The sequence below is a fragment of the Paenibacillus liaoningensis genome (assembly GCF_059609455.1).
In genome coordinates this window covers 59793-72662 of the sequence record NZ_JCAALU010000020.1, presented here as the reverse complement: position 1 = coordinate 72662, position 12870 = coordinate 59793, and the positions used below count along the sequence as shown (strand labels likewise).

Annotated in this window: 13 protein-coding genes; 5 read left to right on the top strand and 8 right to left on the bottom strand. The window is 50.4% G+C overall.

The features are described 5' to 3' along the window. The first annotated feature begins 39 nt into the window (after positions 1-39). A complete protein-coding gene (locus tag AC6B99_RS27395; protein WP_496664724.1) occupies positions 40-1131 on the top strand; it encodes an FAD-binding domain-containing protein in 1092 nt (363 codons plus the stop codon). Further along, a complete protein-coding gene (locus AC6B99_RS27390) occupies positions 1131-1661 on the top strand; it encodes a GNAT family N-acetyltransferase (protein ID WP_496664723.1) in 531 nt (176 codons plus the stop codon). Before AC6B99_RS27395 ends, AC6B99_RS27390 begins: the two co-directional genes overlap by 1 nt. Before the next feature lie 74 nt (positions 1662-1735). Here AC6B99_RS27390 and AC6B99_RS27385 read toward each other — a convergent pair whose 3' ends face one another. From AC6B99_RS27385 to AC6B99_RS27370, 4 genes are all read right to left on the bottom strand, one after another. Then, positions 1736-2938, bottom strand: coding sequence for an aminotransferase class I/II-fold pyridoxal phosphate-dependent enzyme (locus AC6B99_RS27385; RefSeq protein WP_496664722.1), 1203 nt, complete (start codon positions 2936-2938; stop codon positions 1736-1738). A gap of 54 nt (positions 2939-2992) precedes the next feature. After that, on the bottom strand, positions 2993-4456 hold the full coding sequence (locus tag AC6B99_RS27380) for an aminotransferase-like domain-containing protein (protein ID WP_496664721.1): 1464 nt from the start codon (positions 4454-4456) through the stop codon (positions 2993-2995). Positions 4457-4623: 167 nt separating this feature from the next. After that, entirely contained in the window at positions 4624-5904 is a 1281-nt protein-coding gene (locus AC6B99_RS27375) for an EAL domain-containing protein (protein ID WP_081418790.1), read from the bottom strand. 162 nt (positions 5905-6066) lie between these two features. Beyond that, positions 6067-6360 (bottom strand): hypothetical protein, encoded by a 294-nt coding sequence (locus AC6B99_RS27370; RefSeq protein WP_056035103.1) that lies wholly within the window; start codon positions 6358-6360, stop codon positions 6067-6069. A gap of 163 nt (positions 6361-6523) precedes the next feature. Here AC6B99_RS27370 and motA point away from each other — a divergent pair, with 163 nt between their 5' ends. Further along, positions 6524-7324: a flagellar motor stator protein MotA gene (gene motA / locus AC6B99_RS27365; RefSeq protein WP_056035104.1), complete on the top strand. Its 801-nt coding sequence runs from the start codon at positions 6524-6526 to the stop codon at positions 7322-7324. Then, complete coding sequence (gene motB / locus AC6B99_RS27360) at positions 7308-8147, top strand: flagellar motor protein MotB (RefSeq protein WP_056035107.1); 840 nt, start codon at positions 7308-7310, stop codon at positions 8145-8147. The genes motA and motB overlap by 17 nt, the downstream gene beginning before the upstream one ends. Before the next feature lie 107 nt (positions 8148-8254). On the opposite strand, the gene AC6B99_RS27355 is transcribed toward motB, so the two are convergent. The 3 genes from AC6B99_RS27355 to AC6B99_RS27345 form a co-directional block, all read right to left on the bottom strand. Further along, positions 8255-8785, bottom strand: coding sequence for a DinB family protein (locus tag AC6B99_RS27355; protein ID WP_056035110.1), 531 nt, complete (start codon positions 8783-8785; stop codon positions 8255-8257). Between the two features lie 101 nt (positions 8786-8886). Next, a complete protein-coding gene (rluF, locus tag AC6B99_RS27350) occupies positions 8887-9642 on the bottom strand; it encodes a 23S rRNA pseudouridine(2604) synthase RluF (RefSeq protein WP_056035113.1) in 756 nt (251 codons plus the stop codon). Positions 9643-9687: 45 nt separating this feature from the next. Beyond that, positions 9688-11565 (bottom strand): ATP-binding protein, encoded by a 1878-nt coding sequence (locus AC6B99_RS27345; RefSeq protein WP_056035116.1) that lies wholly within the window; start codon positions 11563-11565, stop codon positions 9688-9690. 215 nt (positions 11566-11780) lie between these two features. Here AC6B99_RS27345 and tadA point away from each other — a divergent pair, with 215 nt between their 5' ends. Then, positions 11781-12251 (top strand): tRNA adenosine(34) deaminase TadA, encoded by a 471-nt coding sequence (tadA, locus tag AC6B99_RS27340; RefSeq protein WP_056035119.1) that lies wholly within the window; start codon positions 11781-11783, stop codon positions 12249-12251. Between the two features lie 4 nt (positions 12252-12255). On the opposite strand, the gene AC6B99_RS27335 is transcribed toward tadA, so the two are convergent. After that, positions 12256-12450, bottom strand: coding sequence for an aspartyl-phosphate phosphatase Spo0E family protein (locus AC6B99_RS27335; protein ID WP_056035122.1), 195 nt, complete (start codon positions 12448-12450; stop codon positions 12256-12258). Positions 12451-12870: the final 420 nt, after the last annotated feature.

The window sequence follows — 12870 nt, the reverse complement described above, 5'->3', positions numbered from 1 at the left end:
ATCAGCAAAGCCGCAGTTGTTTGTCTTCGGACAAATAGCTTGCGGCTTTGCTGTTTTCTGGCAACGCCTTATGCAAGGGCACGCGACCACGGTATTCAGCAGGTTGTACGCGCAGCGGGACGCCGCTGGATGACGCTCGACGATGCGCCGCTGGCCGATTTGGAGGAGCTCCATACGTTTTCTCGGCGCAGTGAGCCTTACAAGGTATTTACGCCGTTTTACCGCATGTGGCAAGCCTTTATGCAGAGCCACTATTCCCCTGCGGGCGAGACAACACTGCAGCAGCTTAATACGCTGAAAAATATAGATGCCAGCATGGCAGAGCGCTTCAGTCTTCCGCGGGAGCATCTGGCTGCGGCAGCCTTTCAGCAGATAGATGACTCAGCCGGGCGCGGCCAATCCCACGCGAGCCATGCAGCCGAGGTGCTGGAGCAATTTCTAAATCAACGCCTGTCTGGCTATGAAGGCGGCCGCGACCAGTTTGCGGACGACCAGACGAGCCATTTGGCGCGTTATTTGAATACGGGAGCGCTGTCAGCACGGCAAGCCTACGAAGCGGCGCAGCAGCAGTTTGGAGCCGAGGCGTGGATTAGACAGCTGGCATGGCGGGATTTTTTTCTATATCAAGGAAAATACAATGAGGACTTCTACCGATATGAGCAGAAGTTTGATTTATCTGCGCTAAGCGATCAGCATTTCGAGGCATGGAGCGAAGGAAAAACGGGCATTCCTGTTATTGACGCCGCTATGAAGCAGCTAAATGAAACGGGGGAAATGCCGAATCGGCTGCGGATGGTTACCGCCATGTTTTTGACGAAAAATCTGTTATGCCCATTTACGTTGGGCGAGCAGTATTTCCGCCGCCAGCTCGCCGATTATGATCATACACTGAACCGAGGCGGCTGGCTTTGGAGCTCGTCACTCGGCTACGACGCCGCGCCATATTTTCGCATTATGAATCCGGCTACGCAGTCCGCAACACATGATCCGGGCGGCACTTACATTAGACGCTGGCTGCCGGAGCTTGCCCATCTGCCTGATAAGCGAATCCACCTGCCGCAGCCGCATGCCATCGTTGATTTGAAAGCTTCACGCGCCCGCGCGATTGAGGTTTATAAGGAGATTGTATAATGATGACAAAAGCAAATGCTGCACCTGCTGGCGCCCAGCCGCCATTTGGCTGGAAGGTTGCCGCAATGGATGCATCCCATGCCCGGCAGTTGTGCGATTGGCGGTATGAGCCGCCTTACGGCATCTATCAATGGCCCGCATGGGAGGTTATGGAGCAAGCCGAAATGGAGTTCGGTGATCCCGAGCTGCGCCAGAGGCAATATGCTGCTATTTTAGACGATCGCGGGGAGCTCGCTGGTTTTGCACAGTTTTTCCCGCTGGGGGATGAAGTGCTGCGGCTTGGATTGGGTCTTCACCCACAGCTTTGCAGCAGGGGCTCAGGCACCGCCTTTGTTGCGCTGCTGGTAGAGGAGGCTCGCCGCCGCGCTCCAAACAGCGAGCTGGATTTGGAGGTGCTGACCTGGAATGCACGTGCTATTCGTGTATACGAGAAGGCAGGCTTCCGCATTACCGACACGTATATCCGCCCGACACCGCAAGGCGCGGCGGAATTTCATTGCATGGTTTACGGAGGAGGGGAAGAAGCCTAGCGTCTCTCTCCCCCCTCCTCTTCCTTTCCGCTTCCTTTCCTAGCCCTTCCTTAGCCCTTTCCGCTCCGTTCCCATCAACCGCCGACCCGCTCCAACTGCTGCAACGGGTCAGCCTGCCTCGTCTGGCTCATGTAGCAGCCCATTCGCTCCAAAGCCTCCGACAGCTTTGCTGATGATACCGAATAGGAGCAGCGGATGCGCCCTTCACCGCCTGGTCCAAAAACATGCCCTGGCACAACGGCCACGCCCGCTTCCTTCATGAGCTTGAAGGCGAACTGCTCCGAGCTTAGTCCCGTATGGGCGATGGATGGAAAAGCATAAAACGCCCCTTCCGGCATATGGCAGGAAAGCCCAAGCTGCTGCAAGCCGCCCACGAACATCGCCCTGCGCTGCTTGTAAGCCTCCTTCATTAGATCCTTGTCTGCCAATCCGCTGCGCAGCGATTCCAGAGCAGCAATCTGTCCCATAATAGGCGCGCACATTGCTGTGTATTGATGAATTTTCAGCATTTGCGAAATAATTTCCACAGGGCCGCAGGCATAACCAATACGCCAGCCTGTCATGGCAAAAGCTTTCGAGAAGCCATTTATGACGATCGTCCGCTCCTGCATGCCAGGCAGCGATGCGATGCTCACATGCTGGCTTTCATAAGTCAGCTCCGCGTATACCTCATCGGATACGACGATCAGATTATGCACCTTCACCAGCTCAGCAATGGGGAGCCAATCCTCATAGGACATGACCGCACCCGTTGGATTGTTCGGATAGTTGATCAGCAGCACCTTGGAGCGCGGGGTGATTTTTTCCCGCAGCGATTGTGCCGTTAGTTTGAATTGCTCATGCTCATGCGTCTCAACGTTTACAATACTGCCGCCCTGCAGCGCTACAATGGGCGAATAAGCGATATAGCTTGGAACCGGGATCAGCACCTCGTCGCCCGAACAAATCAAGGTTCTCATCGCCAGATCAATCGCCTCGCTGCTGCCCACCGTCACGAGAATCTCATCCTTCGGCTCATAATTTAATTCAAAGCTGCTCGCCAAATAACGGGCGATTTCCTCGCGCAGCTCCATGAGTCCGGCATTCGGCGTGTACATCGTCTGACCGCTTTCCAGCGCTCGTATGCACGCGGCGCGCACGCGCTCCGGTGTTGCAAAATCCGGCTCGCCCACGCCCAGCGAAATCATATTTTCATCCTGCCCGGCCATATCGAAAAACTTGCGAATGCCCGAAGCGGGCAAGCTCTTTACAAGCGGTGAAACGTTATACTGCACCATAATGCCTGCATCCCCTTTTCAAAATAATCAAATGTATAGTTGTCGCTCTATTCCTTATGAAAGGCCCCACAGCTGTTTTGCCGTATCGCCGATAATTCGAATACCATGCACAATATCCTCATCCGCCACGCGGGAAAACCCTAGACGCAGCGTATTACCGCCCCGTCCATCCGTAAAGAAATGATGGCCTAAAGTAAAAATAACGCCTTGCTGTGAGCACGCCTCCAGAAGCTCCCGCACCTTGCACGCTTCCCGAAAGGTCACAAACAGATGCAGCCCACCATCTCCCGACAGCGTCTCATAGGGAACATAGGCTTTGCAGGCTTGCAGCGTCAGCTCGTATTTACGCTTGTATTCCGCCCGCGCCCGCTTCAAATATTTGTGCAGATTGCCATTATGCAAATATTGATAGAGCAGCGATTGGTCAAGCGTCGAGGTATGAATGTTGCGGGCCCGCTTCATGCTTTCCAAATAATCAATCAGCTCTCGGTCTGCCAGCACCCACCCCACCCGCAGGCCGGGGAACAGCACCTTCGAGAAGCTTCCAATATAAATGACGCTGTTGCCGCTGCCCGCCGATGCGATGAGCGGCGGCACATGCGCTCCGGAATAACGCAGCTCCTCATTAAATCCGTCTTCAATGACGGGAATTTCATAACGGCTCATGAGCTGCATGAGCGCCAGCCGTTTCTCCATCGACATGACGATGCCTGTCGGATTGTGATAGGAGGGGACAAAATAGGCACAATCGTAGGGGCGCTCCTCCAAAGCCCGTTCAAGCTCCCCCAAATGAATGCCATCCGGCTCCATCGTAACGCCCTTAATGTCAAAGCCATGCAGCTTGAGATTTTTTATCGCGGTATGATGGGTCGGATTTTCGCAGAGGACTGCGCCGTGCTTTTGCCGAAGCGCGGCCAGCACAAGGTCAAATCCTTCCGTAAAGCCGGCAGTGATAATCATATCCTTGCCCTGCACATCCACGCCCTTGTTCTCCATATAGGTCATCAAATACTGAATCAGCGGCTTATAGCCTTTGGCATAGCCATAGTTCAGCAGTACATGGCCCTCCACCGACATACGGCCCAGAAACGCCTGCTTCACATGATCCAGATCAAACAGCTTCTCATCCGGGGCAATGCTCGTAAAAGAAATCGTACTCTTGCCTGCGCGAATCCCGCGCTTCATGAGGTCCAGCTCCTCCGCAAGCAAAGCCTGCCTGCTCAGACGCTCCTTCCATGGCAACTGCCAAGACAAGGACGACGGGGCGGCGCTGCCCGCCGAATCCTCTGACACATAATTGCCTTTGCCTTGCAAGGCATATACGCGGCCCTCGTCCGCCAGCTCCGCATAAGCGGCAATGACCGTATTGCGGCTCACACCGAGCAATACGCTAAGCTCCCGTGTCGACGGCAGCTTCTGATGAGGCTGCAGCGCGCCTTTTATCATTAAACGCTTCATATAATCTTTTACTTGAATCGATACTGGACGGCCTTCTATGAGCTTGAAATCATGATACACTTCTCAACGCCCCCACCTTTATCATGGCATATGGTCCCGCCCGAGCGTAAACGGCTGTCGCCGTCCTTTGGCGGCTCGGCGCGTTTCAGTCCGAGAAATATAGAGAAGGGCTGAAACCATCATATCCTTTCCTATATCCTAACAAAAGAACCACGACGCCGGATTTTTCATCCTGTCGTGGTTCTGCAAGCAGCGTCCTCTCGTTGCCGATCCGTCTGCTGTTCATCATCCTTCATATCTGCAAATAAAATAAGGCCGGGGCCAGCAAGGACCGATACGGTCCGAATCCATTCACATGTATCCAAATCGACGTAGGCACGCGACACTAGGGTGCTCTGCGTCTCGCTTAACTGCGCAATGGTAGGAATGAAGTAGGGGCGCCAGCTCCAATTCGCCCCATAATATTCCTCCTGCCGCTCCCACTCGCCAGCCTCCACCCTGCAATAGTTGGCCGATAGCTGAATGCCATCCTCCCGGCACAAATAAATGCGAACGCAGCTCGGCGGCAGCTCCTCCAACAGTCCGGCAATCCATCCATTGCCTGCTCCGGGTTCGTCCTCTCGACCGAAAGCGAAAGCTTGCTCCTTGTCGATGAACGCAGCAAGCTGCGCCGCTTCCTTCTGCCAATTCCTCTCGGTGCGCAAGCGCTGCTGGACATATTCCGCAAGCTCGGCCTCCAGTGCTGCGGCGAAACGATCCGCTCGCTGAAATTCCGGCTCGGCCTTGGAGAAGAAGAAGCCCTGCACATAACGGGCACCCGCTTCAATCGCACGCACCAAATCCTGGCGCGTCTCCACTCCTTCAGCGAGCAGCGACGCCCCGATCTGCTCTGCCAGCGCGGAGAAGGAACGAAGGGCGCCTAGATAGCCATTGTGCGTCGCGCTCTTTTTGATCATATGAATGTCGATTTTCAGTATATTCGGCTGAATATGGGCGATACGATCCGTACTGCTGAATCCGCTTCCTACATCATCGATCGCAATGAGGCACCCTCTCGAACGGTACAGATCCACAATGGAGCGCAGCTCATCCATCGGGCCATTAAAGCTTTCCTCGGTAATCTCGATGACGATGCGGCGCGGATCAATCCGGTATTTATCGATCAGCTGCAGCGTAAACAGCTCGCCGGATTGCTGATAGCGATGAATCCAGTTCGGCTTTAAATTAATAAACAGCAGCGACTCGGAATTTTCCGCACCCAGCTTGCGCATCGCCTGCTCCCGCAAAATCCGATCGACCGCAATATGATCCTCTACCGAAATGGCGGCGTCTCCAAAAAAAGGGCCCAAGCTTCGCACGCGCTCGCCTGCATAGGCTCTGCCCAGCACCTCATACCCCATAATGGTTCTGGTGTCCATCGCCAGAATAGGCTGATAGAAGGCAGCAAGCTGCTCGCCCTTAAGGCCTAGCGATTCCGGTATCTTTCGCATCGTTTGTCGGTCCTTCATCGCGTGCTCCTCTACATAAAAACGATGTCATATATTCTTCCATTGTTAAAGTTAGACCCTATTGTAGCGGAATCGACATTCGTTGTAAAGAAGCGACAGCGTTCGCTAAGACCGATTTTTCCCCAGCTGTTCGGGCTCCGAATGCCCTGCTCGCCCTATGCTCTAAATCAACCGCACCATATGCGTGACATTATCGCCCTGCGCGACCTCAATGACATGATGCTTCGCGTGATAGGAAACTTTGCCTGCGCCCACCTCGATCAGCGCTTGCTCGCCCAATCCGAAAAACACATCATCGGCCAACGCCTCCATCACCTCGTGCTTTTCTTCTTCTCCCAATGCCTCCCACTCTTCCTTTTCCATTTCAAAAAAAGAGTAGCTTCCCTCAATCGCGCTAACCGCTGTTGTCAGTTCCTTCAATATATCCGCATATTCCCTTGCATGCTTTACGCCCATAATAAGGTTCCACCTTTTCACTGATTTATATGATTCATTTTACCTCATTTTCACAATTTTTAATGCCTTTCTGTTTAAATCCTTTTCAGGTCTAATCTCACCGCCCCCTTCTGTCGATAATATAAATAGAGAACTTTCGAAATTGTATTGGACGGGGTGTATAATGAAAAATTCAACTATTATCGGTATTGTTCTAGCTATCATAGGTATCTTTGGCGGGATGGTCGTCAAGGGAGCTCCAATTTCCAGTCTCTTGAATCCTGCTGCCTACATGATTATCATCTTGGGTACCGTCGCAGCCGTAATGATCGCTTTCCCCATGTCAGAGCTAACAAAAATCGGCAAGCTGTTTAAAATGGTATTTGGCACTCAGAACTTGACTTCACGTGAACAACTCATTACTCAATTTATGGAATGGGCCGGCATTACACGCCGCGAAGGCCTGCTCGCTCTTGAAGCTAAAGTAGATGAAATCGAAGATAATTTCCTGCGTAACGGCATGCGGATGATTATTGACGGCAACGATCAGGAATTCGTTCGTGACGTTCTGCTTGAGGATATTGCCGCTACAGAAGACCGCCATAAAGTCGGCGCGCTTATTTTCACCCAAGCAGGTACATACGCTCCTACACTCGGGGTACTCGGCGCCGTGGTCGGCCTGATTGCCGCCCTGTCGGATATGAGTGACATTGAGAAGCTGTCCCATGCTATCGCCGGCGCGTTTATCGCAACGCTGCTCGGTATTTTCACAGGTTATGTGTTATGGCATCCATTTGCCAACAAACTCAAGAGGCTTTCTAAAGCCGAGGTTCAAATTCGTCTAATGATGGTAGAAGGCTTGCTCTCTATCCAATCAGGCGTATCCACCATCGCAATCAACCAAAAGCTGTCGGTATTCCTGACTCCGACTGAGCGTGAGAAGATGAGGGAGAAGGAGGAAGGGGCCGTTGAGCAAAAAGCATAGGCACGAAGAACATGAGGAGCATGTTGACGAATCCTGGCTCATTCCTTATGCCGACTTGCTCACTCTGCTGCTGGCACTGTTTATCGTATTGTATTCAATGAACTCGGTAGACGTAAAAAAATTCGAGGAAATGAGCAACGCCTTCAATATCGCCTTCACCGGCGGTACAGGCCTGCTTACCGATCCAGCTGCGGTCACTACGGGTGATCAAAGAGACAAGCAGGAGCCGTCACCTAACGATTCAACGCAAAACCCAGCTGCTGGTGATGACGAGAAGGACGATGCGCAGAAGCGCCGTGAAGAGCTGATGAAGCAGGAGCAAGAGGATCTGGAGAAGCTGAAGAAGCAAATCGATGACTATATTAAGAAAAATGGTCTCACCTCCGACCTTGAGACGAAGCTCAACCAGTCCCAGCTGATGATTACTATTAGCGACGAGGCACTGTTCGCATCTGGCAGCGCTGAAGTGAAGGAAGATTCGCGCGAGCTCGCCATTTCCATCGGCACGATGCTCCAGCAGTACCCGGACTACGAAATTATCGTATCGGGACATACGGACAACAAACCGATTAACACCTATCTCTTCAGATCGAACTGGGATTTAAGCACCTCCCGTGCTGTACGTTTTATGGACATTTTGCTTGAAAACCAACAGCTCTCACCGACCAGATTTACCGCAAGCGGCTACGGAGAAAATCGCCCGCTTGCCAGCAACGACACCGAGGAAGGCCGAGCGAAAAATCGCCGCGTTGAAGTATCCATTATCCGCAACTATGTAGATTTGGAGAAAGCGCAGGAGCTTAAAATCAAACCAAAAGAATAACCGGCTTGGCAGCACGAATGGGTAATAGAAAAGCCGTCGCCCCTATGCTTATGCATCGGAAGCGACGGCTTTTTTTGCTATTAATGAAAGTAATCGCATTAGTGCTTTTATTTCGACAGAACATTTTCACTAAACCACTTTCTAAGCTGGTTGATTTGGGCTTGGTGGTAGCGGCTATGGTCAGCCATATGCCACAACCCCCAGCGTATAGTTGCTTGCTTTTCATTTTCATGACCGAAAGTGACAACTTTATCTAGATCAGCATCTATTAATTGTGCACATATGTCTTTCAACATATTTAAAACATCCTCATAGCTGGAAATAAGCGTGTTCAAGGGCATGCCTTGGACCATGGGAAGCCGGTTATTTTCATCTATCATAGGGCCATATTGTTCTTTCAATAACTGCGGAAGCGGCTGTCCTTTTATTCTATAAACCCAGTTCAGATCAACATAGAGGATATGTTTGATTAACTGAGCCGTACTATTTGAATGATGGCTAGGCCCCTTGCTGTCTACTTCCTCTTGCGACATGCCGCTTGTGATGAATTTTAGTCGCTCACTGTTCTCTTTTACAGCGGAATATAGCATTCCCACAATCGGCGACATATTCGCTTCACCTTTTAAATCATGCAGCATCCTAGCTCAGCCCCTCGTCGTTATTTGCTAGTGTTATAAAAAAAGAAAGCTCCCGAGCCTTCGCTCGAGCTGCTTCCTCCACATGATACGACCATTTCTAACTATTGATTCGATTCTGATTTAGACCCTGCTTGTGCAGACGATGACGGCGACGGCGAAGCTGGCGTATAATCCAGCAGATCAAACAACTGCGCCTTCTCCAGCTCCGTCAAGTCTCTCCATTCGCCGTTAGGCAGCTCGCCCAGCTGAATGTTCATAATGCGTACCCGCTGAAGCTTACGCACATGGTAGCCAAAAGCTTCGCACATTCTGCGAATTTGGCGGTTGCGCCCCTCGGTCAATACGATGCGGAACACGCGCTCCGCACTGCGCGTCACTTTGCAGGGCAGCGTCATGCTGCCCAAAATTTTGACACCCTCCGACATGCCAATAACAAATGATTCGCTGATCGGACGATCCACGGTCACAATATATTCCTTCTCATGCTTGCCCTCCGAACGCAAAATCGGATTCACGACATCGCCGTCATTCGTCATGAGAATAAGCCCTTCCGAATCTTTATCGAGTCTGCCAATCGGAAAAATCCGCTCCTGATGGTGCACATAATCAACGATGTTGCCCTCAATATGCAGCTCAGTCGTACAAGTGATGCCAGCTGGCTTGTTTAAAGCGATATACACATGCCCCTTATGTTCACCAATACGGTTGCCGTCAATGCGCACATCATCGCCGTGCTCGGCTTGGCTGCCTAGAAGCGCCGTGTGACCATTAATGGTCACACGTCCGTTCTCAACAAGCTTGTCCGCTTCCCTTCGCGAGCAATAACCGGTTTCACTAATAAATTTATTAATTCTCACTTGCGCTCACCTCATTCAAGTATGCCGCTCATTCTGCTGTTCATATTAACCTGCAGCGCTTGCTTTTTCTACTAGTATACCTCCGTCTCCCTCGTCTTTCAAAGCAGGGAGCGTAATCGTCACCGTTGTTCCGGCGTTCACTTGGCTTTGAATATCAATCATGCCTTGATGGCTCTGGATAATACGCTGGCTGACCATCATGCCAAGTCCGGTACCGCTCTCCTTGCCCGTCACGAATGGACTGCCGATTTGCGAAATCAGTTCCTCTGGTATGCCGATGCCTTCATCTGCTATTTCTATCGTAATGTGGCCCGTATTTCGTTTCAAGCGTATGTAAATGGGCCCTCCAGTCGGCATCGCTTCAATCGCATTTTTCAGCACATTAATGAACACTTGCTTGAGCTGATTTTCCTCACAGGAAATCAGGCAGGGCTCTTCGGCGAAAACGGTCAGAAATTCCGCATTATGCAGATGAGCCTCGCTATCGAGAAACAGCAGTACGTCGCGCAGCACCTGCTTAACATCCTTTAAGGTAAACTGTGTCGCCTGCGGCTTGGCCAAAATCAAAAATTCGCTGACAATCAGGTTAATGCGATCCAGCTCCGACAGCATCAAGCTTGTATGCTCGGTATTGCCCGTACGATTTTTCAGTTGAAGCTGGAGAAAGCCTCGCAGCGTCGTCAGCGGATTGCGTATTTCATGGGCGACACCAGCCGCCAGCTGACCAACTGTCGTCAGCTTCTCGGAGCGGCGCAGCAGCTCCTCCATCTTGTTGCGGCTCCTCATGTCGCGAGTAATGCTCGCGAACGCCTTCACCTCGCCCGCGCTATCGCGAATAGGGGATATCGTGACGCTAACGGGGATAATCTCGCCCAACTTCGTTAAACGCTTCGTCTCCTGTGCAGGGAGCACCTTGCCCGCTAGAAGCGAGGCAAGGATCAGCTTCATTTCGCCCCGGTGGCTTTCTGGTATGAGCGTAAGTTGGCTGCCAAGCGCCTCTTCCGCTGTATAGCCATAAAGCTGCTCGAAGGCTTGATTCACTTGAATAATGATTCCCTGCAGATCGACAACATGGATCGCATCACTCGTATGATTAATGAAGGATTGCAGAAAATTTTTCATCCGGCGGTTTTCTTCAAAAGCTTTGCGCAGCTTGTCCATGTAAATGCTGAGATTTTGCGACATCGCGTTTATTTTCACAGCAAGCAGGCCAAACTCATCCCTGCTTCTCACTTTAATGAACGAATCAAAGCGGCCGTGAGACACCTCATTGACCTTCCATAAAATCGATTTAAGTGGACGGAGCAGCATCCCCGACAGCAAATAGCTGCCAAATAAAATAAATAACATAAAGATGCCGGCATATTTCAGCCAATCCTTCACCTTGTACGCAGCCCGATCCTGAAAGTATTCGTAGCTATAGACGATGCGGATAACAGCGGGCTGCATATTTTTATTGCTGTAGTAGCTCTTTAAATAAGCGGCCCCGTCCGTTTCGATTTCATTAACCCGATAAAGACGATCCTTGGCTGTCAGATTAATCAGCTCTTGTTCAAGCTCGGCGTCATAGAGGCTCTGTTTGCCGTAAATAATATCATAGCTAGCTACGCTCGTAATCTGCTCCTCATGTTCCTGAGGCCGTAATATGGTTATATCCAAAATGCGTGCGTCCCAACGCTTCCAGTCTTCAATCAGCTTATTAAGCTGCTCCTCCGTCTCTGCATCAAGAGGCATGCCCGCCGCCAGCTCGTTATTTGATAAAGCCAGCGTCTCGTAGAGCTGTACAGATGCTTTGCTCAGCATGCTGCCAAGATTTTTGTGCATATTGCGAAACATCGAATATTGGTCCACAATAAGTAGGGTAACAAACATGGAGAAGAATGCTATCGCAATCAGTAAGCAGAGCTTGAGTTTGAATGGCACTACGAAGACCACCTTTATCGTCGTAAATTCGAACGACTTATCCACATTTTATAAACAATATACGCTACTTATACACATGCTGGTCGAATATTTTGTGTATAAAAAAGTGTATAACCAGAAAGTTATCCCCAATGTTATCCACCACATGTTAACAACAGAATATTTGTTCGCTGAATAAACGCAATTGATTTTACATATATAGGAGGGATTGCATCATGCTGCAAGAGCAGGAAGACGAATTTTGGATGCAACAGGCTATTGAGGAAGCCAAAAAAGCTGAGCAAATTGGTGAGGTTCCCATAGGAGCAATTGTTGTTAAAAATCATCAAATCATTGGGAGAGGTTACAATCTTCGAGAAACGCAGCATGATCCTACTGCCCACGCCGAAATGGTCGCCATTCGCGATGCATGCAAGGAATTGGACGCTTGGCGGCTGCTCGATTGTACCTTGTATGTAACATTGGAGCCATGTCCAATGTGTGCTGGAGCTATCGTCCAATCCAGAGTGAAGCGTGTCGTTTATGGTACCGGCGATCCCAAAGCAGGATGCGCAGGCACGCTAATGAATTTGCTGCAGGAGCCGCGTTTCAACCACGAAACGGAACTGACTAGCGGCGTATTGCAACAAGAATGCGCCACAATGCTTACCCAGTTCTTCAGGAAGCTGCGACGGAAAAATATATAGTTGACTAGTCGTGTTTACGACGCATGGAAGAACCAATCATCTCATCACGCTGCATCTGTTGAAGGGCAACGATTAGTTGATCTGCTTCCTCGCTAATCGCAAGAACGTCAGGGTCTGTCAGACTACCTCGTGCTTCGGCTATCTCATGGAGCTTTAGCCTTAGCGATTGCAATTGATCGAGTAGAATTATTTTGTCCATAGCTCGCTTCGTGGCCCACTCCTTAAATATAGCGCTCGTGTGGCAATTTTATTTTATTATACGCTTATTCCGGTGGGCTGTTTGTAAAAACGTGTCGACAATCACCTATAATTTTCAGGCAACTTTCGACAAAATCAGGATTAGCTTCCAAAATAGTAGTCCATTATACCCATTTTTAAAGTTTTAATGATTAACCAAATCAGCAACATATTGGTAAACCTGACATTCATGAATGGTTGCTGCTGTTCATTTCTTCATTTGGGAAAGTCATTTTTATTTTCCCGACATGCGATGTCGATTTATCCACCACGATTTTGTCGTAATACATCTTTTTTTGTAAATGAAAGCTGACATTATCATGGAAGGCGCGGCTATCTGTGCCGTATCTTTATGCATTTTGCATAGCATAGAAGTACACCC

What these genes read in the sequence shown, in the direction of transcription:
- AC6B99_RS27390 (WP_496664723.1), top strand. Translation starts at nt 1,131, where the DNA reads ATGATGACAAAAGCAAATGCTGCACCTGCTGGCGCCCAGCCGCCATTT.
- AC6B99_RS27385 (WP_496664722.1), bottom strand. Translation starts at nt 2,938, where the DNA reads ATGGTGCAGTATAACGTTTCACCGCTTGTAAAGAGCTTGCCCGCTTCG.
- AC6B99_RS27375 (WP_081418790.1), bottom strand. Translation starts at nt 5,904, where the DNA reads ATGAAGGACCGACAAACGATGCGAAAGATACCGGAATCGCTAGGCCTT.
- AC6B99_RS27370 (WP_056035103.1), bottom strand. Translation starts at nt 6,360, where the DNA reads ATGGGCGTAAAGCATGCAAGGGAATATGCGGATATATTGAAGGAACTG.
- motA (WP_056035104.1), top strand. Translation starts at nt 6,524, where the DNA reads ATGAAAAATTCAACTATTATCGGTATTGTTCTAGCTATCATAGGTATC.
- AC6B99_RS27355 (WP_056035110.1), bottom strand. Translation starts at nt 8,785, where the DNA reads ATGCTGCATGATTTAAAAGGTGAAGCGAATATGTCGCCGATTGTGGGA.
- tadA (WP_056035119.1), top strand. Translation starts at nt 11,781, where the DNA reads ATGCTGCAAGAGCAGGAAGACGAATTTTGGATGCAACAGGCTATTGAG.
- AC6B99_RS27335 (WP_056035122.1), bottom strand. Translation starts at nt 12,450, where the DNA reads ATGGACAAAATAATTCTACTCGATCAATTGCAATCGCTAAGGCTAAAG.